Origin of the sequence: Reyranella aquatilis (assembly GCF_020880995.1) — a bacterium.
GTDB classification, from domain to species: domain Bacteria; phylum Pseudomonadota; class Alphaproteobacteria; order Reyranellales; family Reyranellaceae; genus Reyranella; species Reyranella aquatilis.
The window spans coordinates 209,568-229,407 of record NZ_JAJISD010000008.1 but is presented as its reverse complement, the minus strand read 5'-3'; the positions used below and the strand labels follow the sequence as shown (position 1 = coordinate 229,407).

At 67.6% G+C, this 19,840-nt stretch carries 21 protein-coding genes; 9 read left to right on the top strand and 12 right to left on the bottom strand.

Annotation, left to right across the window (positions count from 1 at the left end; all coding sequences use genetic code 11):
- The first annotated feature begins 78 nt into the window (after positions 1 to 78).
- Genes LJ725_RS19330 through LJ725_RS19320 form a run of 3 tightly spaced genes read left to right on the top strand, consistent with a single transcriptional unit; the run spans position 79 to position 2,723 of the window.
- A complete protein-coding gene (locus tag LJ725_RS19330; protein WP_230552305.1) occupies positions 79 to 843 on the top strand; it encodes an SDR family NAD(P)-dependent oxidoreductase in 765 nt (254 codons plus the stop codon).
- A gap of 12 nt (positions 844 to 855) precedes the next feature.
- Entirely contained in the window at positions 856 to 1,344 is a 489-nt protein-coding gene (locus tag LJ725_RS19325) for a hypothetical protein (protein WP_230552303.1), read from the top strand.
- 29 nt (positions 1,345 to 1,373) lie between these two features.
- Positions 1,374 to 2,723 carry an MmgE/PrpD family protein gene (locus LJ725_RS19320; protein ID WP_230552301.1) on the top strand — a complete coding sequence of 450 codons (1,350 nt, stop codon included), beginning with the start codon at positions 1,374 to 1,376 and terminating at the stop codon, positions 2,721 to 2,723.
- On the opposite strand, the gene LJ725_RS19315 is transcribed toward LJ725_RS19320, so the two are convergent.
- The 3 genes from LJ725_RS19315 to LJ725_RS19305 are packed head-to-tail and all read right to left on the bottom strand — an operon-like array spanning position 2,710 to position 4,789.
- A complete protein-coding gene (locus LJ725_RS19315) occupies positions 2,710 to 3,672 on the bottom strand; it encodes a Bug family tripartite tricarboxylate transporter substrate binding protein (protein WP_230552412.1) in 963 nt (320 codons plus the stop codon). The genes LJ725_RS19320 and LJ725_RS19315 overlap by 14 nt on opposite strands.
- A gap of 20 nt (positions 3,673 to 3,692) precedes the next feature.
- Positions 3,693 to 4,289, bottom strand: coding sequence for a glutathione S-transferase family protein (locus LJ725_RS19310; RefSeq protein ID WP_230552300.1), 597 nt, complete (start codon positions 4,287 to 4,289; stop codon positions 3,693 to 3,695).
- Positions 4,283 to 4,789: a gluconokinase gene (locus LJ725_RS19305; RefSeq protein ID WP_230552299.1), complete on the bottom strand. Its 507-nt coding sequence runs from the start codon at positions 4,787 to 4,789 to the stop codon at positions 4,283 to 4,285. Before LJ725_RS19305 ends, LJ725_RS19310 begins: the two co-directional genes overlap by 7 nt.
- A gap of 52 nt (positions 4,790 to 4,841) precedes the next feature.
- Here LJ725_RS19305 and gnd point away from each other — a divergent pair, with 52 nt between their 5' ends.
- Complete coding sequence (gene gnd, locus LJ725_RS19300; protein ID WP_230552297.1) at positions 4,842 to 5,819, top strand: phosphogluconate dehydrogenase (NAD(+)-dependent, decarboxylating); 978 nt, start codon at positions 4,842 to 4,844, stop codon at positions 5,817 to 5,819.
- Between the two features lies 1 nt (position 5,820).
- On the opposite strand, the gene LJ725_RS19295 is transcribed toward gnd, so the two are convergent.
- Both LJ725_RS19295 and LJ725_RS19290 read right to left on the bottom strand, forming a co-directional pair.
- Entirely contained in the window at positions 5,821 to 6,552 is a 732-nt protein-coding gene (locus LJ725_RS19295; RefSeq protein ID WP_230552294.1) for an SDR family NAD(P)-dependent oxidoreductase, read from the bottom strand.
- A gap of 1 nt (position 6,553) precedes the next feature.
- Positions 6,554 to 7,399 carry an SDR family NAD(P)-dependent oxidoreductase gene (locus LJ725_RS19290; RefSeq protein WP_230552292.1) on the bottom strand — a complete coding sequence of 282 codons (846 nt, stop codon included), beginning with the start codon at positions 7,397 to 7,399 and terminating at the stop codon, positions 6,554 to 6,556.
- A gap of 57 nt (positions 7,400 to 7,456) precedes the next feature.
- On the opposite strand from LJ725_RS19290, the gene LJ725_RS19285 reads away from it, so the two are divergent.
- Complete coding sequence (locus LJ725_RS19285; RefSeq protein ID WP_230552290.1) at positions 7,457 to 8,329, top strand: S-methyl-5'-thioadenosine phosphorylase; 873 nt, start codon at positions 7,457 to 7,459, stop codon at positions 8,327 to 8,329.
- A gap of 1 nt (position 8,330) precedes the next feature.
- On the opposite strand, the gene LJ725_RS19280 is transcribed toward LJ725_RS19285, so the two are convergent.
- From LJ725_RS19280 to LJ725_RS19270, 3 genes are read right to left on the bottom strand one after another with little or no spacing between them, the layout of a single operon-like run.
- Positions 8,331 to 9,080 (bottom strand): IclR family transcriptional regulator, encoded by a 750-nt coding sequence (locus LJ725_RS19280; protein WP_230552288.1) that lies wholly within the window; start codon positions 9,078 to 9,080, stop codon positions 8,331 to 8,333.
- 26 nt (positions 9,081 to 9,106) lie between these two features.
- Positions 9,107 to 10,090 (bottom strand): Bug family tripartite tricarboxylate transporter substrate binding protein, encoded by a 984-nt coding sequence (locus LJ725_RS19275; protein ID WP_230552286.1) that lies wholly within the window; start codon positions 10,088 to 10,090, stop codon positions 9,107 to 9,109.
- 49 nt (positions 10,091 to 10,139) lie between these two features.
- Positions 10,140 to 11,216 carry an LLM class flavin-dependent oxidoreductase gene (locus tag LJ725_RS19270; RefSeq protein ID WP_230552285.1) on the bottom strand — a complete coding sequence of 359 codons (1,077 nt, stop codon included), beginning with the start codon at positions 11,214 to 11,216 and terminating at the stop codon, positions 10,140 to 10,142.
- Between the two features lie 102 nt (positions 11,217 to 11,318).
- On the opposite strand from LJ725_RS19270, the gene cysQ reads away from it, so the two are divergent.
- Genes cysQ through LJ725_RS19250 form a run of 4 tightly spaced genes read left to right on the top strand, consistent with a single transcriptional unit; the run spans position 11,319 to position 16,015 of the window.
- Positions 11,319 to 12,116 carry a 3'(2'),5'-bisphosphate nucleotidase CysQ gene (gene cysQ, locus LJ725_RS19265; RefSeq protein WP_230552283.1) on the top strand — a complete coding sequence of 266 codons (798 nt, stop codon included), beginning with the start codon at positions 11,319 to 11,321 and terminating at the stop codon, positions 12,114 to 12,116.
- A complete protein-coding gene (locus tag LJ725_RS19260) occupies positions 12,113 to 13,090 on the top strand; it encodes an L-threonylcarbamoyladenylate synthase (protein ID WP_230552282.1) in 978 nt (325 codons plus the stop codon). Before cysQ ends, LJ725_RS19260 begins: the two co-directional genes overlap by 4 nt.
- A 25-nt stretch (positions 13,091 to 13,115) precedes the next feature.
- Positions 13,116 to 14,585 carry an FAD-binding oxidoreductase gene (locus LJ725_RS19255; RefSeq protein WP_230552280.1) on the top strand — a complete coding sequence of 490 codons (1,470 nt, stop codon included), beginning with the start codon at positions 13,116 to 13,118 and terminating at the stop codon, positions 14,583 to 14,585.
- Positions 14,585 to 16,015 carry an FAD-binding oxidoreductase gene (locus LJ725_RS19250; RefSeq protein ID WP_230552279.1) on the top strand — a complete coding sequence of 477 codons (1,431 nt, stop codon included), beginning with the start codon at positions 14,585 to 14,587 and terminating at the stop codon, positions 16,013 to 16,015. Before LJ725_RS19255 ends, LJ725_RS19250 begins: the two co-directional genes overlap by 1 nt.
- Positions 16,016 to 16,113: 98 nt before the next feature.
- On the opposite strand, the gene LJ725_RS19245 is transcribed toward LJ725_RS19250, so the two are convergent.
- The 4 genes from LJ725_RS19245 to LJ725_RS19230 all read right to left on the bottom strand — a co-directional run bounded on the left by LJ725_RS19245 (position 16,114) and on the right by LJ725_RS19230 (position 19,831).
- Positions 16,114 to 16,413, bottom strand: coding sequence for a hypothetical protein (locus LJ725_RS19245; protein WP_230552277.1), 300 nt, complete (start codon positions 16,411 to 16,413; stop codon positions 16,114 to 16,116).
- Entirely contained in the window at positions 16,410 to 17,276 is an 867-nt protein-coding gene (locus LJ725_RS19240; protein WP_230552276.1) for an isocitrate lyase/PEP mutase family protein, read from the bottom strand. Before LJ725_RS19240 ends, LJ725_RS19245 begins: the two co-directional genes overlap by 4 nt.
- Before the next feature lie 117 nt (positions 17,277 to 17,393).
- Positions 17,394 to 17,945, bottom strand: coding sequence for a glycine zipper domain-containing protein (locus LJ725_RS19235; RefSeq protein ID WP_230552275.1), 552 nt, complete (start codon positions 17,943 to 17,945; stop codon positions 17,394 to 17,396).
- Entirely contained in the window at positions 17,942 to 19,831 is a 1,890-nt protein-coding gene (locus LJ725_RS19230) for a serine/threonine protein kinase (RefSeq protein WP_230552274.1), read from the bottom strand. Before LJ725_RS19230 ends, LJ725_RS19235 begins: the two co-directional genes overlap by 4 nt.
- Positions 19,832 to 19,840 lie beyond the last annotated feature (9 nt).

The following is a 19,840-nucleotide window of genomic DNA, read 5'->3' as shown; positions in this document are numbered from 1 at the left end:
GTCGTTTCTCCCGATATCTGCGGCACCTTTCATAGGCTAGGATCGCCCTCCAACGCAAAGCAGCGAGCGGGCGGGAACATGGCCGAACTGTTTTCGATGAGGAATCGCGTGGTGTTGCTCACCGGCGCGTCGCGCGGGCTGGGCCGCGACATGGCACTGGCCCTCGCGGGCGCTGGCGCCACGGTACTCTGCGCCGGCCGCAGCGTGAAAGAGCTCGAGGTGACGGCGCGCGCCGTCACCCGCAAGCGCGGCAAGGCGCAGGTCGTCCCGCTCGACATCACCGACGAGGCGGACGTCGTGGCCAAGGTCCGCGGCATCGTTTCCAGGCATCGTCGCATCGACGTGCTGGTGAACAATGCCGGCATCATCCACCGGCAGGACATCGTCGATACCGCGACCGCGGACTTCCGCAAGGTGATCGAGACCAACCTGATCTCGCAGTTCGTCGTGTCCCGCGAGGTCGGCCGCCACATGCTGACACGCCAGTACGGCCGGATCGTCAACATCTCCTCTGTCCTGGGAATCGTCGGCCGCGCCTCGGTCGCGGGCTACGTTTCCGCCAAGCACGGGCTGATCGGGCTCACCAAGAACCTGGCGGCGGAATTCGGGCCGCACGTCACGGCGAACGCGATCGCGCCCGGCTACATCCGCACGGAGCTCAACGTGCCGCTCCAGCAGAACGAGGACTTCAACGCCATGCTCGAAAGCCGCACCGCCGTGGCACGCTGGGGCAAGCAGGAGGATCTGCGCGGTGCGCTTCTGCTGCTGGCGTCGGATGCCGGCTCCTACATCACCGGCCATACGCTGGTGGTCGACGGCGGCCTCTCGCCGATCTTAGCCTGATCGGGCCCGGCCATGACCGGCATTCCGCGTTGGGCGATTCTGTTGCTGGCGGCCGCCCTCGTCCTCTACGGAATCGCGGCGTCGCAGGGCTGGATCCGCGATCCGTCGCTGGCGAAGGCCGACTATGTCGGCACCATCGACGTCTCGGCCGACGACGCAAAGCTCTACCGCGCCGTACCGTTCGAATGGCAGGTGACGAGTGCGGCGGGCAGCTTCAAGGGCAACGACACCGCCCATGTCCGCATCGATCCATCCGGCGAGCGAACCGTGATGTGCGGCTGGGTCCTGCTCGACAAGGCCGGCGCCTCGATCCGCGCCACGCGGTGGCTGAGCGAGGCACGGCTCGCCGTGGGCGACATCAAGGTGACCGCGCTGTTCATCGCCCCGGTGGACAAGAAGCCTGGCGACGGGCTGAACGCCGGCTGCCTGCGGCTCGACGAGGGCATCAGGCCGGGGGCCGATGCGCCGCTCAAGCTCGAAGGCAATCCGGTCCGCGAGTAGACGTTTCTCTCCTCTTCGAAAGAGTACCCATGCTTCCGAGACAAGGCGTAACCCAGGAACTCGCCCGCTTCGTCGTCGACACCCGGTGGGACAACCTGCCCGGGCCGGCCCGCCACGAGGCCAAGCGCGCCCTGATGAACTTCTTCGCCGTGGCGATCGCGGGGTGCCGCACGCAGCCGGTCGACCTGGCCCTGCAGACGCTGGGCGAGTTCTCCGGTGGCCGCCAGGCGACCATCGTCGGCCGGCCCGAGCGCATCGATCCGCTGACGGCCGCGTTCCTCAACGCCGCCGGCGCCAACGTCTTCGATTATTGCGACACCCACCTGCCGACCGTGGTGCATCCGACCTCGCCCCTGGCGCCCGCGCTGCTGGCCCTGTCCGAGATCCGCCAGGTAACGGGTCCCGAGCTGTTGCTGGCCTTCGCGCTGGGCTTCGAGATCGAATGCCGCGTCGGCGGCGCCGTCTCGCCCGGTCACTATCCCAGGGGCTGGCATATCACCTCGACCTGCGGCGTCTTCGGCTCGGCGGCCGGCGCGGCCAAGCTGCTGGGCCTCGACGCCGAGCGCACGGTGTGGGCGCTCGGCAGCGCGGCGACGCAGTCCGCCGGTCTCTGCGAGTGCCTCGGCTGGCCGGCCAAGAGCGTCAGCGTCGGCAATGCCGCCCGCAACGGGCTCTTCGCCGCCCTTCTGGCAGAGAAGGGCTTTGCCGGCCCGCCCGAGCCGATCGCCGGCGCACAGGGCTTCCTCGCCGCCATGGGCGAGCCGCCGAACTGGGCGGCCCTGCTCGACGGGCTGGGCAAGGACTGGCAGGTCACCAACAACTCGATCAAACCCTACGCCGCGGGCTTCGTGATCCATCCCCTGCTCGATCTCGCCCTCGACTGGCGGCGTGCCCATCCGGAACTGGCGGTAGAGCGCATCGCCGTACGCGGCAATCCCCTGCTCCTGCAACGGACCGACCGGGCCGACATCGCCACCGGCCGCGAGGCGCAGGTCAGCCTGCAGCACTGCGTGGCGGCGGCCCTCGTGCTCGGCAAGGCGGGCCTCGACCAGTTGACCGATGCCTGCGTCGCCGATCCCGCCATCAAAGCAATGAGGGCCAGGTTCGAATGCTCGGCCGACGACCGCATCGCGACCATCGCCGCCGAGATGGACATATGGACGGTCGACGGCAAGAAGCATGCCCTGTCGACCCACGCCGCGCGCGGCAGTTCCTCGAACCCGCTGAAGGACGCCGAGATCGAGGCCAAGCTGCGCGACGAGGCGCGGCGCTGGGAGCCCGCCCACGACATCCAGCCGCTGATCGATGCCGTCTGGGCGCTCGACCGCAGCGAGGACGTGTCCAACCTGCTGCGGCTCGCGGTGCCTACTCGACGGTGACGTTGGCGGCCGCCGCGACCGCCTTCCAGGTCGCGATGTCCTTCTGGATGAAGGCCGCGAAGGCTTCCGGCGAGTTGCCCACGGTCTGCATCGCCTGGTTGACCAGCAACTCCTTCGTTGCCGGGTCGGCCAGGGCCTTGACGATCTCGGCGTTCAACTTCTTCACGACGGCCGGCGACGTCTTGGCCGGCGCCAGGATGCCGTGCCAGGCCAGCGCCTCGAAGCCGGGGTAGCCGCTTTCGGCGATCGTGGGCACCTCGGGCGCGACCGGCGAGCGTTCGAGGCTGGTGACGGCCAGCGCCCGCAGCTTGCCCGACTTGATGTGCGGCAGGACGCTAATCGGGTCCCCGAACACGACGTTCAACGTGCCAGCCACGAGATCGCCCACGGCCAGCGCTGTGCCGCGATAGGGCACGTGCGTCATCTTCAGGCCTGCCTTGCTCGCGAACAGCTCGGCGACGAGATGGTTGGCGGCGCCGACGCCGGTCGAGCCGTAGTTCATCGTACCGGGCTTGCTCTTGGCCAGCGCCACGAACTCCTGCACGGTCTTGGCGGGCGACTCGGAATTGACGACCAGGATGTAGGGATAGGCCGTCGTCATGGTGACGGGCGCGAAGTCCTTCACCGGATCGTAGGGCAGCGACTTGTAGACGGCCGGATTGATCGAGATCGGGCCCGACTGGCCGAGCAGCAGCGTATAGCCATCGGGCTCCGCCTTGGCGACGAGATCGGTGCCGACGATCGAGCCCGCGCCGCCCTTGTTCTCGATCACGATCGCCTGGCCGGTATTCTCCGAGACCTTCTTGGCCACGATGCGCGCCACCGAATCCGCCCCGCCGCCCGGCGCGTAGGGGACGACGAGCTTGATCGGTTTGGTGGGATAGTCCTGCGCAAACGCCGGTGCTGCGACGGCAGCCAGAGCCAGCGCACACACGGCGCGCCGCATCATCGTCTTCAATGTTTCCTCCCTCAGGGAATCCCGTTGCGCCCATGTTTGAGGAAACCGGGCCGCGATGCCAGCCTTTGGTAGTAGGCATCGACATGCGGCAGAGACGGCTTGTCCATCGGCGTCACAATCCAGCGATGGATCGAAAGCCCGATGGGAATGTCGGCAAGGCTGAAAGCCCGTCCGGCGATGTAGCCGCCCGTCGCCTCGAGCTGCGTCTCCACGATGCCCGCCATGCGGTTCCACTCGCGGCGCGAAGCCTCGATCTGCGCCGCATCGTGAAATGCCGGATTGCGCCGCACGATGGCGGAGAAGGCGTAGCGCCATGCCGTGTTGAATTCGGTCGCCTGCCAGTCGATCCAGCGCTCGACCTCGGCACGCCGCCGCGGCTCTTCCGGCAGCAGTGCCCGCGCGGCCCATTTATGCGCGAGATAACGCAGGATCGTGTTGCTCTCCCACAGGACGAAATCGCCATCGGCGATGACCGGCACGAGCCCGTTGGGATTCTGCTTCATCTCGGGACCGTCGTCGGTGCGCACGTAGGCAATACCGATCTCGTCGCAGGCCCACAGGACCTTGCGCACGTTGATCGAGCTTGCCTTGCCGATGATCCTCAGCATCTCTCCGCCAGCCTGCGCGCGATCTCACGGACGATTTGCGATGGCTCCGGCCCGATGTCGACGACGATCGGCCGCTCGTCCTCGGCGGGCTCCTGCAGGGTCGCAAACTGGCTGTCGAGCAGACCGAGCGGCATGAAGTGAGACGTGCGCGCGGCGAGCCGGCCGTGGATCAGCGCCTGAGAGCCCTTGAGATAGATCAGCGCGACGTCGCGCCGTTCGCCCACGACGATATCGCGGTAGAGGCGTTTCAGCGCCGAGCAGGTGACGACGCCCGCCTCACCCCTCTCCCGCCAGCCGTCGATGTGGCGCGCGATCGCCTGCAGCCAGGGGAGCCGGTCGGCATCGGTGAGCGGCGTCCCGCGGCTCATCTTCTCGACATTCTCTCGCGGGTGGAGATCGTCGCCGTCCTGGAACGCGCAACCCAGCCGTTCGGCCAGTAGGCTGGCGACAGTGCTCTTGCCGGATCCCGACACCCCCATCACGACGACGATGGTCTTCATTGTCCGTCAGCTTATCATGCAGGCGGGATCAGGAAACGAACGGGAGAAAAGAATGCAGCTCGGGATGATCGGCCTGGGACGGATGGGCGCCAACCTCGTGCGCCGGCTCGTCCGGCACGGACACGACTGCGTCGTGTTCGACCAGAATCCCGAGACGGTCGCGGGTCTCGTGGGACAGAACGTCGTCGGCGCGGCGAACCTTGCCGATCTGGTCGGCAAGCTCGGCCAGCCGCGCCACGCCTGGGTCATGCTACCCGCCGGCGAGATCACGGAGGCGACGGTCGCGGAACTCGGCCGGCTGCTCGCGCCCGGCGACACGATCATCGATGGCGGCAATGCCTTCTTCCAGGACGATGTCCGTCGCGCCCGCGAGATGAAGGCGAAGGGCATACACTATCTCGACTGCGGCACCAGCGGCGGCGTCTGGGGCCTCGAACGCGGCTACTGCCTGATGATCGGCGGCGACAAGGAGGCGGTCGAGCGGCTCGATCCGATCTTCGCCGCCCTCAGCCCCGGCGAAGGCACGATCGCCCGGACGCCGCGCCGCGAAACGCGCGATCCCCGCGTCGAGCGCGGCTACCTCCATTGCGGCCCGAGCGGCTCCGGCCATTTCGTCAAGATGGTGCACAACGGCATCGAGTACGGGCTGATGCAGGCCTATGCAGAAGGCTTCGAGATCCTGCGCAAGGTCTCGTCCGAAGCGGTGCCCGAGGAGCGGCGCTACGATCTCGACCTGGCCGATATCGCCGAGGTCTGGCGGCGCGGCAGCGTCGTGAGCTCCTGGCTGCTCGACCTCACCTCCGCCGCGCTGGCCGAGGATCCGGCCCTCGCGAAGTATTCCGGCTTCGTCGAGGATTCGGGCGAAGGCCGCTGGACCATCAACGCCGCCATCGAGGAAGCCGTGCCGGCCGACGTGCTGTCGGCCGCCCTCTACGCCCGCTTCCGATCGCGTGACCGCGAGGGCACCGCCAACAAGCTCCTGTCCGCCATGCGCCACGCCTTTGGCGGGCATGTGGAGCCGAAGACGTGAACTAGAGAAAGGACAGGCCGCCGCTCAGCGCCACGGTCTGGCCGGTCATGTAGGCGTTGCCGATCACCATCAGGACCGCCTGGGCGCATTCCTCCGAGGTGCCGAATCGGCCAAGCGGGATGCGGTCGGGCGACGAGGCGAGGCCGCCGCGCACCATGTCGGTCTCGATCAGCGAGGGCGCCACGGCGTTGACGGTAACACCGTCCTTCACGACCCGTGCGGCGTAGCCCCGCGTCAGCCCCTCCATGCCGGCCTTGGACGCATTGTAGTGCGGACCGATGCCGCCCGCGCCACGGGCCGCGCCGGACGAGATGTTGACGATGCGGCCCCACTTCCGGGTCCGCATGCCCGGCAGGACCGCCCGGGTGCAAAGAAAGGCCGACTTCAGGTTGACCGCGATGGTGCGGTCGAACTCCTCCTCGGTGAGATCGTCGATACCGGTCATGATCGCGAGGCCGGCATTGTTCACCAGCACGTCGATCAGCCCGAGCTCGCGCTCCACTGCCGCGATCATGTTTACAACAGCGGCGCTGTCGGACACATCGGCGGCAACTGCCATCGCCTTGCCGCCGGCCGTGCGGATGGCGGCAACCACCTCATCCGCATCGGCGGCGCGCTCGCGATAGTTCACGGCGACGGCCGCGCCTTCGCGGGCCAGGGAAAGCGCCACCGCCCGGCCGATGCCGCGAGAGGCGCCCGTAACCAGCGCGACCTTGCCGGAGAGACAAGCCATCTCAGACCTCGTCGACCCCGAAGGCCTGGCGCATCGCCTTCACGCCTTCCTGGTGCGGCGTCCATAGCCGCCCGCCGACCATGCCACCATCGACGACAAGGTCGTGGCCGTTGATGAAGGTCGAATCGTCCGAGGCCAGGAAGATGGCGGCCTTCGCGATGTCATCCACGATGCCGGCGCGCGGGATCGGCTGGGCTTTTGCCATGCCGGCCTTCATCGCCTCAGCATAAGAATCGGCCTTGTCGGGCGGCAGCCCCAGCGCCTTGGCGAAGATGCCGGTGGCGATGCCGCCGGGCGAGATCGAGTTCACCCGTACATTCTTCTCGCCGAGCTGCATGGCAACGCACACGGTGAGATGGTTCACGGCGGCCTTGGCCGCGCTGTAGATCATCGAGGTCGAGTAGCCCGCCCGGCGTCCCGCGACGCTGCCGTTGTTGATGATGCTGCCCGATCCCTGTTTCATCATGAGGGGCGCGGCGTGCTTCATGCCGAGCATCACGGAGCGCACCAGCGTCGCCATTGCCGCGTCGAACCCGTCGACCGGCACCGTCTCGATGCCGCCGACCGGCGCGGGCCCACCGGCATTGTTGAACAGGCAGTCGACCCGCCCCCACTTAGCGAGGCAGGCGTCAAACATGCGCTTCACGTCGGCTTCGTTCGTCGCGTCGGCGGTCACGAAGAGGCACTTGTCCTTGCCCAGCGCCGCTTCGAGCGACCGCCCCAGCTCCTCGCGCCGTCCGGTGGCGACGACCCTGGCGCCCTCCTGGACGAACAGCTCGACGGTGCGCCGCCCGATGCCGCTGGTCGCGCCCGTCACGATGGTGATCTTGCCGTCGAGCCTGCCCATGGATGTCTCCCTTTTGCCCAGCGGGAATGATACACCACCGCCAACCAGGAGAAGCATATGACGGTGTTGGGTATTCTGGGCGGCAGCGGCGTCTACGACATGGCCGGCCTCAAGAACGCGGAGTGGCGCAAGGTTGCCTCCCCATTCGGCGAGACCTCCGACGAGTTCCTGTTCGGCGTGCTGGACGGGCTCGACGTCATCTTCGTGCCGCGCCACGGCCGCGGCCATCGCCATTCGCCGACCTCGATCAACTACCGCGCCAACATCGACGCGCTAAAGCGCAGCGGCGTCACCGATATCCTGTCATTGTCGGCCTGCGGCTCGCTGCGCGAGGACCTGCCGCCGGGTCATTTCGTGGTCGTCGACCAGTTCATCGACCGCACCTTCGCCCGCGAGAAGAGCTTCTTCGGCGAGGGCCTTGTCGCTCACGTGTCGATGGCCCAACCGACCTGCAATCGTCTCGCGGAGATCGCTTTCGACTGTGCGCAGAAGGCCGGGTTCCCGGTCCGCATGGGCGGCACATACATCGCGATGGAAGGACCGCAATTCTCGAGCCTGGCCGAATCGCGCCTGTACCGGAGCTGGGGCTGCGACGTGATCGGCATGACCAACATGCCGGAGGCCAAGCTCGCCCGCGAAGCGGAGATTTGCTACGTGACCGTCGCCATGGTCACGGACTTCGACTGCTGGCATCCCGACCACGACCATGTGCAGGTCGCCGACATCGTCCGCGTACTGCTCGAGAATGCCGAGAAGGCCAAGGCACTGGTCGCCATGATCGCGCCGCGCCTGAAGGCATCGCGACCGGACGTTTGCCCAGCCGGCTGCGACCGCGCCCTGGAACATGCGCTCATCACCTCGCCGACTGTCCGGTCGCCCGAGATGGTGGCAAAGCTCGACGCCGTTGCCGGCCGTGTCCTGACGAAGTAGGTCAGCGCGAAGGCGCGCCCAGCAGGCGCGAGATCTCGCTGGCCGCCGCGATCAGCCGTGGGATGTAGCGGCTCATCACCTCGGGCTCGAGCCGCTCCACCGGCACCGTCAGGCCGAGAGCGGCCACGGGCCGGCCGCCATGGTCGCGGACCACGGCCGCCGCGCCGCCCACCTGCTCGCGCCACTCGCCGACATTCGTCGAGTAGCCATCGGCGCGGATCTTCTCCAGCGCCGCCAGCAATGCGTCGCGCTGCCAGAGCGTATGCGGCGTGAATCGCGGCAGTTCTTCCGGCAATGCCCGGAGCGCCTCGGGCGGCTGGACCGAAAGCAGCGCCTTGCCGGTCGCGACGCAGTGCGCCGGCGTACGCTGGCCGATGCGCGAGTAGGCGCGCACCGGCTGGGTGCTCTCGACGTTGTGAATCGAGACGACCTCGCAGGCCGTCATGTCGAGGATCGACAGATGTGCCGTCTCGTCGACTTCGGCAACCAGGCGCTGCATCACCGGTGTCGCGACCTGGGCGACATCCAGCCGGCTGACGATCTGCGCGCCCAGTTCCCACAGTTTCGTGGTGACCGTGTATCGATGCTCCACCGGGGCGACGTAGCCTCGGCTTGCCAGTGTCTGCAGCAGGCGGTGGACGTTGCTCTTCGACAGGCCGAGCCGGGTCGCCAGCTCGGTGACGCCCAGCGGCGTCCTGCTGGCGGCCAAGGCTTCCAGAACCGTCAGCGCCTTGACGACCGTCGTGTCCATTCGAACTTCCCCGCCGCCCCGTCCCGTCAGTCGAGCGTGATGTTCAGGGCGCGCACCAGGGGCTCCCAGAGGGCTCGATCCTTCGCCATGTAGGCATCGGCCGAGCCCGGTTGCTGCGGTCCCGGGATGACGATCGCCAGCGGCTCGAACCGCGCCTGCAGGGCGCCGGAGGCCAGGATCCTGTTGATCGCGGTCTCGATGCGCGCGACCACCGGCGCCGGCGTCGCCTTGGGCACCGCCAGGGCGTACCAGCCCAGCGCCTCGAATCCGGGATAGCCGCTTTCGGCAACGGTCGGGATCGACGGCGCGACGGCCAGGCGCTTGGCGCTGGTGATCGCGAGCGGCACCACGGCCTTCTGGTCGATCTGCGGCAGCGCGCCGGAGATCACTTCCGAGAACATCTGCACTTCGTCCGAGAGGAGAGCGCGCATCGCGCCGGCACTGCCCGGATAGGGCACGTGCGTCATCTTGATGCCGGCACGCTGGGCAAACAGTTCAGCAGCGAGATGCAGCGAAGAGCCGAGTCCCGACGAGGAGTAGTTCACCTTGCCCGGGTTGGCCTTCGCATAGGCCACGAACTCCGACAGGGTCTTCGCCGGAAACTTCGGATTGACGATGAACACCACCGGTACCTCGGCGATGATCGACACCATCCGGAAGTCGCGGTCCGTGTCGTAGGCCAGTCCCTTCTTGAGCAGCGGGTTGAGCGTGTAGGTCGTGCCGGTGCCCAGCAGCATGGTGTAGCCGTCGGCCGGTGCATTGGCGGCCGCCGTAGCGCCAATCGCGGTGGCCGCACCGCCCTTGTTGTCGACGATCACCGGCTGGCCCAGTTCCTTCGCCAGCGGTTCGGCCAGCACACGCGCCAGCAGGTCGTTGGTCGCTCCCGGCGGATAGGGCACGATCAGCTTGATCGGCTTGTCCGGATACGACTGCGCCGACGCCGTCCCTGCCAAGCCCAGGGAAAGGGCGAAGGCGCCCGCGAGGGCAACGCAAAACTGCTTCCTGAACACATTTCCTCCTGCTTGACCGTTCGTATTCTTCTTGAAGTTTCCGGCGGGCCTAGGCCGCCGCCGCGAGTTCGCGATCAATGTCGAGCGCGCCCGCCTTCAGCCTCGGGATCAACTCGCGGCCGAAATCGGTGACGTCGCCCAGCGGGTCGAAGCCCCGGATTAGGAAGGAAGCCACGCCCAGCCGGTAGTACTTGAGCATCGCCGCGGCGACCTGCTCCGGCGTGCCGACGAGGCACGAGGTGTTGCCCTTGCCGGCGGCGGCACCCGCGACCGGCATCCACAGACGCTCGTCGTGCACGTCGCCGCGCCTGGCCAGCTCGACCAGTCGCTCGGCCGACTTGTCCTGCGCCTTGGTCGGCATCGTGCCGCTCGACTTCAGGTCCTCAAGGATCTTCTTCGCCTTGTCCCACGCCTTGCCCTCGGTCTCCGCGACGATCGGGCGGAACGAGACGTTGAAGCGAGGCGTACGGCCGAAAGGCTGGGTCATGCGACGAAACTCCGCGATGCGCTCGGCCGTCTCGGCGAGCGGTTCGCCGAACATCGCGAAGGCATCGCAATGCTGCGCCCCCATTTCCATCGCCCCGGGGGACGAGCCGCCGAAGAACAGCGGCGGATGCGGCTGCTGGAAAGGCCGCGCCTCGGAGAAGACGTCCCGGAAGCGGTAGAACTTGCCCTCGTAGTCGAACGGCTTCGTGGACGTCCAGACCTTGCGCATGACGTCGAGATACTCGGCGGCGCGCACGTAGCGCTCTTCCTTGGGCGAGAAGTCGCCCTCGCGCTGCTGGTCCGCGTCGCTGTTGCCAACGATGATGTGCAACGCGAGGCGGCCACCGGAAAGCTGGTCGAGGGTCGCGGCGGCCCGGGCCGCAAGGGTCGGCGACACGACGCCCGGCCGATGGGCGATCAGGAACGACAGCGTCTTGGTCTGACAGGCCGCGTAGCTCGCGACGTTGAAGCCTTCCGCTGACGAGGCGTAGTAGCCGACCAGCACGTAGTCGAAGCCGGCGGCCTCGTGGGCCTGCGAGAACTCGCGGAGGAAGGTCGGGGAGATGCCACCCGCGATCACGTGGAGGGCGGTCCCCTGGGGCGGCGCCACGCCGATCATTCCGATCACCTTGACGGGCATGTTTCCTTCCTTTGTTCTAAATAATGGAACGCTGTTCCACAATAATCGAATCGACGAAGTTTGGTGTCAAGGTGAAGCCGGCAACGTCTATAAGGGCCGCCCATGACCAGCGCCCTCCCCTCCATCACCGCTCTTCGCGACGCCTGCACGACCATTGCCGAAGAGGCGGCGCGTGAGATCATGCGCATCTATGCCGGTGACCTCGGCGCCCGCGACAAAGCCGACAAGAGCCCCGTCACCGACGCGGACCATGCGGCCGAGGCGGTCATCCTGGCCGGCCTGCGCCGGCTCACGCCCGAGACCGTGATCATCGCCGAGGAGGAAATGGCAGCCGGCCGCGTCCCGACGCTGCGGGACGGTCAGCCCTTCTGGCTGGTCGATCCACTCGACGGCACCAAGGAGTTCATCAAGAGGAACGGCGAGTTCACGGTGAACATCGCGCTGATCGAGGATGCCCGCCCGATCCTCGGCATCGTCCTGGCACCTGCCACCGACACCCTGTGGCGAGGGGCCAGAGGGCTGGGCGCCGACAAGCGCGAAGGCAGTGGCGCCTTCACACCGATCCGCACGCGCACGCCGCCGAGCGAGGGCCTGACGGCCTGTGCCAGCCGCAGCCATGCGATCTACAGCGATCTCGACATCTGGTTCCGCAACAACAACCTCACCGTGGCCGACCGCGTCCAGGCGGGATCGTCGCTTAAGTTTTGCCTGATCGCGGAGGGCAAGGCCGACATCTATCCGCGCTTCGGGCCGACCAACGAGTGGGACACCGCGGCGGCGCAGGGCGTGCTCGAGGCGGCGGGCGGCGAGGTCGTCACCACCGACGACCGTCCCCTGCTCTACGGCAAGCCGCGCTTCTCCAATCCGCACTTCATCGCCCGCAGCCTGGCGGCGCGATGAGCGTGGTCGAGGCCACGGCGCAGTCCATAGCGCAAGCGGCGGAAACGCTGCGCGCAGGAGGCCTCGTCGCGTTTCCGACCGAGACCGTCTACGGGCTGGGCGGCGACGCGACCGACGAACGCGCGGTGGCCGCGATCTTCGAGGCCAAGGGGCGCCCGCAGTTCAATCCCCTGATCAGCCATGTGCTCGATGCCACCGGCGCGCGGGTCTTCGTGCGCTGGAACGACATGGCGGAAAAGCTTGCGGCCCGATTCTGGCCGGGGCCCCTCACCCTGGTCCTGCCGCGGGCCGAGAGTTCGACCATCGCCCTCCTCGCGACCGCCGGGCTCGATACGGTCGCCATTCGCGCGCCTTCGCATCCCGTAGCACAGGCGCTGATCCGGGCGACCGGCCGGCCGATCGCCGCGCCCTCCGCCAACCGCAGCGGCGAAGTGAGCCCGACTCGGCCGGAGCATGTCGCACAATCGCTGGGCGCGCGCGCACCGATGATCCTCGATGGCGGCCCCTGCCTCGTCGGCGTCGAATCGACCGTCCTCGACCTCACCGCGCCCAGGCCCACGCTGCTGCGGCCCGGGGGAGCGACACGCGAGGCGATCGAAGCCGTGATCGGGCCGATCGCGCTCAGCGACGCCATCCCGAGCGGCGACGCGGCCCGCAAGTCGCCGGGTCAGCTGCACAGCCACTACGCGCCGTCGCGTCCCGTTCGACTGGAGGCGACGTCCGTCACGCCCGACGAGGGCCTGCTGGCGTTCGGCGAAACCGTGCCTGCGGGCGCGATGCTGACGCTGAACCTGAGCCCCACCGGCAATCTCGGCGAGGCCGCCGCCAACCTGTTTGCGATGATGCGGTCGCTCGACCGGCCCGGCATCGGTCGCATCGCCGTCGCACCCATTCCGCAAACCGGGCTCGGCCTTGCGATCAACGACAGGCTCCGCCGCGCCGCCGCGGATGACGGCTCCGACAGGCAACGCTAGTCTGCTGCAAAAGCTCGAGGAAACAATGCCCGATACCGCCCTTCCCCCGACCATCCCGACGGCTCCCGTCACGCCCGCGATCCTCGAAAGCCTGCGCGCCATCGTCGGCGACAAGGGCTTGATCGCTGACGATCAGGGCAAGCAGCCCTTCGTCACCGACTGGCGCGGCTCGATCGTCGGCAATGCCGCCGTGGTCGTGCGGCCAGCCAACGTCGAGGAAGTCTCGAAGGTGGTGAAGCTCTGCCACGACAACGGCATCGCCATCGTGCCGCAGGCCGGCAATACAGGGCTCATGGGCGGTGCAACGCCCTGGCCTTCGCATACCGGCATCGTCCTGTCGGTCGGCCGCATGAACAAGGTGCTGAACGTCGATCCGGTCGGCTACTCGATGACCGTCGAAGCCGGCTGCGTGCTGCAGACGCTGCAGGAGACGGCGGCCAGCCACGACCGGTTCTTCCCACTGTTCCTCGGGGCCCAGGGCTCCTGCATGATCGGGGGCAACCTGTCGACCAATGCCGGCGGCGTGCAGGTGCTGCGCTACGGCAACGCCCGCAACCTCGTCATGGGGCTCGAAGTGGTGCTGCCCAACGGCGACATCTGGAACGGCCTGCGGGCGCTCAAGAAGGACAATACCGGCTACGACCTCAAGCACCTGTTCATGGGCGCCGAAGGCACGCTCGGCATCATCACCAAGGCGGTGCTGAAGCTGTGGCCGGCCGCCAAGGACGTGGCCACCGCCTGGCTCGCCATCCGCGACCCGCAAGCCGCCATCGAGATCCTGTCGGAGGCGCACGGGGCGTCCGAGGACAACGTCGGCTCGTGCGAGCTGATGAGCCGCACCTGCACCGACATGGTCCTGCGCAACATCCCCGGGACGCAGGATCCGTTGAAGGCGGACACGGAATGGTTCCTGCTGCTCGAATGGACGTCGGCGCGTCCCAAGGCCGAGGGCGCCGAGGGCATGGCCGAGAAGATGGAGCAGTTCCTCGCCGACCAGATGGAAGCCGGCCGCGTGATCGACGCCGTCATCGCCCAGAGTGAGGCGCAGGCGCGCAACATGTGGGTGATCCGCGAATCGGTCGCTCCTGCGTCGCGCGCCGAGGGGCCGGGCCTCAGCTACGACATCTCGGTCTCGATCTCGAAGGTGCCGGAGTTCATCGAGCGCGGCCTCAAGGCGGCACTCGACATCCTGCCCAGCATCCGTCCCTATCCGCTCGGCCATATCGGCGACGGCAACATCCATTTCTCGTTCATGGGACCGAAGGGCATGGACCGCGAGACGCTAAAGCAGTACTCGCCTGCCATCACGCGTGCGGTGAACGACCTGGTCACGAGCCTCGACGGGTCGATCTCGGCCGAGCACGGCATCGGCATCGACAAGCTCGACGAACTCTCTCATTACCGCTCGCGAATCGAGCTCGACACGATGCGCACCATCAAACGAGCGCTCGACCCGAAGAACATCATGAACCCCGGCAAGGTACTGCGTATCTGATGAGCGACTTCGTCGAGAAACTGCGCGCCATCGTCGGCGACAAGGGACTGATCACCGACGAGCAGGGCAAGCATCCCTACGTCACGGACTGGCGCGAGAGTTTCGTGGGCAACGCCCTCGCCGTGGTGCGACCCGCCAACACCCGGGAAGTCGCGGACGTGGTGCGGCTGTGCGCGGCCGAGAAGGTCTCGGTGGTGCCACAGGGTGGCAACACCGGGCTCGTCGGCGGCGGCATCCCGCAGGAGAAGGGCCGCGAGATCGTCCTGTCGCTCAACCGCATGACGCGCATCACCGACATCGATCCGATCGGCTACACGATGACGGTCGAGGCCGGCGTCATCCTGAAGACGATCCAGGAAACGGCGGCGGCGCACGACCGGCTGTTCCCCCTGTCGCTGGCCGCCGAAGGCAGCTGCTCGATCGGCGGAAACCTCTCGACCAATGCCGGCGGCGTGCAGGTCCTGCACTACGGCAACGCCCGCCAGCTGGTGCTGGGCCTCGAGGTCGTGACGCCGCAAGGCGAGATCTGGAACGGGCTGCGGGCGCTCAAGAAGGACAATACCGGCTACGACCTGCGCGATCTCTATCTCGGCGCCGAAGGCACACTGGGCATCATCACCCGCGCGGTGCTGAAGCTTTGGCCCAAGCCCAAGGACGTGGCCACCGCTTGGGTCGCGGTCCCTTCGCCCGAGGCCGCCGTGGCACTGCTGAGCGGCGCCCATGCCGCCTCCGAGGACAACGTCACCTCTTGCGAGTTGATGGGCCGCCAGGGGATCGACCTCGTGCTGCAGCACATTCCCGGCGCCACCGATCCCTTGTCCGGGCGGCACGACTGGTACGTGCTGTTCGAATGGTCCTCGACGCGGGCCCGCCGCGAGGGCGCGAACGCCGGAGGCCTGCGCGAGAAGATGGAAGCCTATCTCGGCGAGGCCATGGAACAGGGTCTCGTGCTCGACGCGACCATCGCCCAGAACGAGACGCAGGCACGTGCCCTCTGGGCCCTGCGCGAAAACCACACGGAGGCCTCCAAGAAGGAAGGCCCGTCCGTGAAGCACGACATCTCCGTCGCGGTGAGCAAGATTCCCGCCTTTGTCACCGAGGGTCTGGCGGCGATGCGCAAGGCGCTTCCCGAGTGCCGCCCGGTCACGTTCGGCCATGTCGGCGACGGCAACCTCCACTTCAACTGCCAGGCACCCGCCGGCTGGGACAAGGCGCGCTTCCTGCCGCACGCCCACGCGGTGAACGCGGCGGTCTATGACCTGGTGGTGAGCTACGGCGGTTCGATTTCGGCCGAGCACGGGATCGGCCTGCTCAAGGTCGACGAGCTCGCTCACTATCGCAGCAAGGTCGAGATCGACACGATGCGCACCATCAAGCGTGCGCTCGATCCGCAGAACCTGATGAACCCGGGAAAGATCGTCAGGGTTTGACCTGTCGTCCTGAGCGAAGCGAAGGACCTCGCGGAACGACCGAAGAACTGCGTAGAAAATGCCAAATCCTTCGCTACGCTCAGGATGACAGAAAAACCCTACGGCCGCGGCGTGCGGTCGTTCGTGCGATCCACGATCTCGAACTGGACGTCGGTGATCTTGCCGTCGTGATGAGGGCGCGCCGGCGGTGTGGGCTCCACGTCGCGGCGGAAGAAGCTGAGGATCCAGCGCTTGGCCCTGAAGGCGAGCAGCAGCACGAGCAGGACGGCGGCCACGCCCGCGATCACGGCGAAGCCCAGCACCGCCAGCACGACGAAGCCGATCAGCCCGAGGATCGCCTGGATCCAGACGCGCGGCGGCAGCCGCGACAGCATCTCGAGGAACTGCCTGCCGTTCATGTCGCCCAGCGCTTCTCGAAGTCCCAGACCTCGCCGAACCCCATGAGCCCATGGATATCGTCGTACTGCGGTGCCGGGTCGCCGACGCTGGTCCCAGCCTCCTTCAGGTGCGCGAATGACTGGCGCATCGCCTCCGCAGCCACGGTGAGTCCGAGCACCGGGTAGATCGCGAGGTCGAAGCCCCACTTCTTCAGCCGGTCAACCTCGGCGCGGGGCGTCTTGCCGAATTCGACCATGTTGGCGAGCAGCGGCTTGCTCACTTCCCTTCCGATGCGCTCGAGTTCGGCCTCACTCTCGGGCGATTCGACGAAGATGATGTCGGCACCGGCCTCCTCGTAGAGCCTGGCGCGGCGCAGCGCCTCGTCGAGGCCAAGCGCGGTGCGCGCATCGGTGCGGGCCACGATCAGTGTCTCCTCGTGCCGCCGGGCGTCCGCGGCCACGCGGAGCTTGACCGCCATCTCCTCGGCCGGAACGACGCGCCGGCCCGGGGTATGGCCGCACTTCTTGGGCATCTCCTGATCCTCGATCTGGATCGCCGCGACGCCCGCCGCCTCGTAGCCGCGGATCGTGCGCTGCACGTTCAGCAGGCCGCCATAGCCCGTGTCGGCGTCGGCTATCAGCGGCGTCTCGATCACGGAGCAGATCATTTCCGCCCGTCCGAGCATGTCGGAATAGGTCGCGAGGCCTGCGTCGGGCAGGCCGAGCATCGACGCCGTCGCGCCATAGCCGGTCATGTAGAGTGCCGGGAAACCCATACGGTCGGCGACGCGCGCGGAAATGCCGTCGTAGATGCCCGGTGCCAGGATGAACTCGCCCCGGGCCAGGAGGTCGCGCAGCCTCGCTGCCTGTCGATTGCCTGCCATGTCTCTCTCCTCGCCCAGGAAAATGACGGAGTTGTGTCGCGCGGACCAGTCCCGCTGCAACGAAAACGGCCGGCGATCGGGGATCGCCGGCCGTCCCGCTCGGAAAGGTTCGGCCGGTCAGACCGAAACGGGCTTCAGCTCCTGAGAGCCAGCCGACTTGCAGAAAGTCGTCGTCTCGGTCGTGGTCTGGCCATTCTTTGTTGCCGTCAGCTCGATCGGGCGGCAGGTGCTGCCATCGGCACGGCTGCTCGCCGGCGCGACCGGCTTGGCGCTCACGACGGTCGGCGGCGCCTGCGTCGAGGACGACGAGGAGGTCTTGGTCGACTCGACCGTATAGGTGGTCGGCACATTGTTCTCGGCGACAAAGGCATTCTGCGTCGCTTCGGCCAGCCGGCGCCGCTCTTGCTCATCGAGCGCCCTGCCCACGAGATTGCCCGCCAAGCCGCCCACCAGCGCGCCCCCGACAGCACCGCCGACCGATCCGAAAGCGAGGCCGCCCACGACACCTCCCAGCGCCGCGCCCATGACGGTACCCGTCGTCTGGTTGGTCGGCTGGCCGCGATCGTTCGTACAGGCGGCTGCGAGCCCGAGGGCTGCCATCACACCCACGATCCTCAGCGCAATCTTCCTTACGGAGGGATAGGCCGTGGCATCAGTCAATGCGGTCATCTCGTGCATCTCCGTTTGTATTCAGGGACGGTCACTCTACTCCAAAGATATTGCTTGCTGCCACGAGCATCGTCCTCAGCATCCGCATAGGAGCGCGGCGCGTCGCACGAGGCGAGCAGCAGTCCGGTCCGCACCAGGACCAAGGCGAGATCGTCGCGATCGGAATCGGGAATGTCCGCCAGCCCTTCCTTGGCGGTTCTCTTGGTGATCAGGCAGCGATAAAGCGGCGTGCCGTCGGTCAACCGATCGGTCTGCCGGCAGCGCAGGTTGCGCGGCTGCGCGGCCAGCGCATCGGCCGCGAGCTTGTGCAGCGCCGGGTCGTCGACACTGTCGACGCCCTGCAACCTGATCTCGCCGCTGCGATCCTTGAGACCGATCAGCATCAGCGTCTTGCCGAAATGATCGAAGTTGCCGGTGACGAACTCCGTGGCCTTGCGGGCATCGTCGATCGCCTTCTGCCGCGCGGCGGCCTCCTCGTCGGCCTTGCGCTGCGCTTCCTCTTCAGCGCGCTTCTTGTCCGCGATCTCGGCCTCGATCTTACGGCGCGTATCCTCCTCGAACTTGCGCTTTGCGGCCTCGGCGTCCGCCTTCTGCCTCGCCTCGAGATCGGCCTTTGCCTTCGCGTCCTGCTCGGCCTTCGCCTTGGCCTCCCGCTCGGCCTTCTCGGCGCGCAGCTTGTCGGCCTCCTCGTCCGCCTTGCGGCGCGCTTCATCGGCGGCCTCGGCAGCGGCGCGTGCCTTCACTATCTCCGGATCGGGTCCGCGTGTGGCCATCGCGTAGTAGCCGCCGCCGCCCAGTGCCAGCAATACCACCATGGCGAGGCCCGCCCACAGACCCGCCTTGCTCTTGGGCGGCGGCCCCGTCGGCACGGCCTCGGCCGAAATGGTCGGCGTCGCCGGGCCGAGGACGGACACCCGCGCCAGGGCCGGATCTTCATGCTTGCCCATGACCATCGTGGCGCCGGCCTCCGGCGCTGAGGCCATACCGAGGATCGGCCGCCAGCCGGCAATGGATTGCGGCCGGTCGCGTGCGGTCACGGTGAGGCCCGCATCGATGCCGGCGAGAAGGCCCGAGGAGAAGCCAGGCGGCGCGATCTTCGCCAGCGGCTCGTAGGAATCGTCGAGCATGCGGTCGAAGGCGTTGGGCGGCGCCTTGCCGGCGATGGCGTGATAGATCGTGGCGGCGAGGCCATAGATATCGGTCCAGGGTCCCTGCTTGGCCGACGTCATCTGCTCGGCCGCCGCATAGCCCGGCGTGAAGATCGCCGTCATCGCCGCCGTGCGGCCGACCATCGCCGCGCGCGAGGCGCCGAAATCGATCAGCGTCGGATTGCCGGCCGCGTCGAGCAGGATGTTGGCCGGCTTGATGTCGCGATGCAGGAAGCCCGCGGCATGGACCTGCTCCAGCCCGTCGAGCAGCGGCCACAGGATGCGATCGACTTCCTCGGGCTTCAGCCGGCCACCCGTACTGATGCGATCCTCGAGCGTGGCGCCGCTCAGCAGCTCCATGACGATGTAGGCCGTGCCGTTGGCTTCGAGGAAGTCGAAGACCTGCACGATCGCGGGAACGCGATGCAGGCTGGCGAGCGTCCGCCCCTCGGTGACGAAGCGGTCGCGACCCCAGCCGAAATCGTCGGCCATCTTGGTGGTGCGCGGCAACACGGTCGAGCCGTCCTGGCGCACGGCCAGCGCCGAGGGCAGGTATTCCTTGATCGCCACTTCGCGACCGAGCTGCACATCGCGGGCGCGGTAGGTGATGCCGAACCCGCCCTGTCCCAGCACGGACACGATCTCGTAGCGGCCGATCGTCTGGCCGGCCTTCAGCGAGACGTAGTCGACCTCGGCTTCGGGCGGCGTGGCACCGGCGATTTTCGTGGGCTCGTTCATGGGCGATGC

Excerpts from the sequence above, each read along its gene's own strand:
- LJ725_RS19270 (WP_230552285.1), bottom strand. The coding sequence starts at position 11,216 with ATGCCCGTCAAGGTGATCGGAATGATCGGCGTGGCGCCGCCCCAGGGG.
- LJ725_RS19230 (WP_230552274.1), bottom strand. The coding sequence starts at position 19,831 with ATGAACGAGCCCACGAAAATCGCCGGTGCCACGCCGCCCGAAGCCGAG.
- LJ725_RS19285 (WP_230552290.1), top strand. The coding sequence starts at position 7,457 with ATGACGGTGTTGGGTATTCTGGGCGGCAGCGGCGTCTACGACATGGCC.
- LJ725_RS19250 (WP_230552279.1), top strand. The coding sequence starts at position 14,585 with ATGAGCGACTTCGTCGAGAAACTGCGCGCCATCGTCGGCGACAAGGGA.
- LJ725_RS19255 (WP_230552280.1), top strand. The coding sequence starts at position 13,116 with ATGCCCGATACCGCCCTTCCCCCGACCATCCCGACGGCTCCCGTCACG.
- LJ725_RS19315 (WP_230552412.1), bottom strand. The coding sequence starts at position 3,672 with ATGATGCGGCGCGCCGTGTGTGCGCTGGCTCTGGCTGCCGTCGCAGCA.
- LJ725_RS19325 (WP_230552303.1), top strand. The coding sequence starts at position 856 with ATGACCGGCATTCCGCGTTGGGCGATTCTGTTGCTGGCGGCCGCCCTC.
- LJ725_RS19260 (WP_230552282.1), top strand. The coding sequence starts at position 12,113 with ATGAGCGTGGTCGAGGCCACGGCGCAGTCCATAGCGCAAGCGGCGGAA.
- LJ725_RS19310 (WP_230552300.1), bottom strand. The coding sequence starts at position 4,289 with ATGCTGAGGATCATCGGCAAGGCAAGCTCGATCAACGTGCGCAAGGTC.
- LJ725_RS19280 (WP_230552288.1), bottom strand. The coding sequence starts at position 9,080 with ATGGACACGACGGTCGTCAAGGCGCTGACGGTTCTGGAAGCCTTGGCC.
- LJ725_RS19240 (WP_230552276.1), bottom strand. The coding sequence starts at position 17,276 with ATGGCAGGCAATCGACAGGCAGCGAGGCTGCGCGACCTCCTGGCCCGG.
- LJ725_RS19245 (WP_230552277.1), bottom strand. The coding sequence starts at position 16,413 with ATGAACGGCAGGCAGTTCCTCGAGATGCTGTCGCGGCTGCCGCCGCGC.
- LJ725_RS19290 (WP_230552292.1), bottom strand. The coding sequence starts at position 7,399 with ATGGGCAGGCTCGACGGCAAGATCACCATCGTGACGGGCGCGACCAGC.
- gnd (WP_230552297.1), top strand. The coding sequence starts at position 4,842 with ATGCAGCTCGGGATGATCGGCCTGGGACGGATGGGCGCCAACCTCGTG.
- cysQ (WP_230552283.1), top strand. The coding sequence starts at position 11,319 with ATGACCAGCGCCCTCCCCTCCATCACCGCTCTTCGCGACGCCTGCACG.
- LJ725_RS19320 (WP_230552301.1), top strand. The coding sequence starts at position 1,374 with ATGCTTCCGAGACAAGGCGTAACCCAGGAACTCGCCCGCTTCGTCGTC.
- LJ725_RS19330 (WP_230552305.1), top strand. The coding sequence starts at position 79 with ATGGCCGAACTGTTTTCGATGAGGAATCGCGTGGTGTTGCTCACCGGC.
- LJ725_RS19295 (WP_230552294.1), bottom strand. The coding sequence starts at position 6,552 with ATGGCTTGTCTCTCCGGCAAGGTCGCGCTGGTTACGGGCGCCTCTCGC.
- LJ725_RS19235 (WP_230552275.1), bottom strand. The coding sequence starts at position 17,945 with ATGACCGCATTGACTGATGCCACGGCCTATCCCTCCGTAAGGAAGATT.
- LJ725_RS19305 (WP_230552299.1), bottom strand. The coding sequence starts at position 4,789 with ATGAAGACCATCGTCGTCGTGATGGGGGTGTCGGGATCCGGCAAGAGC.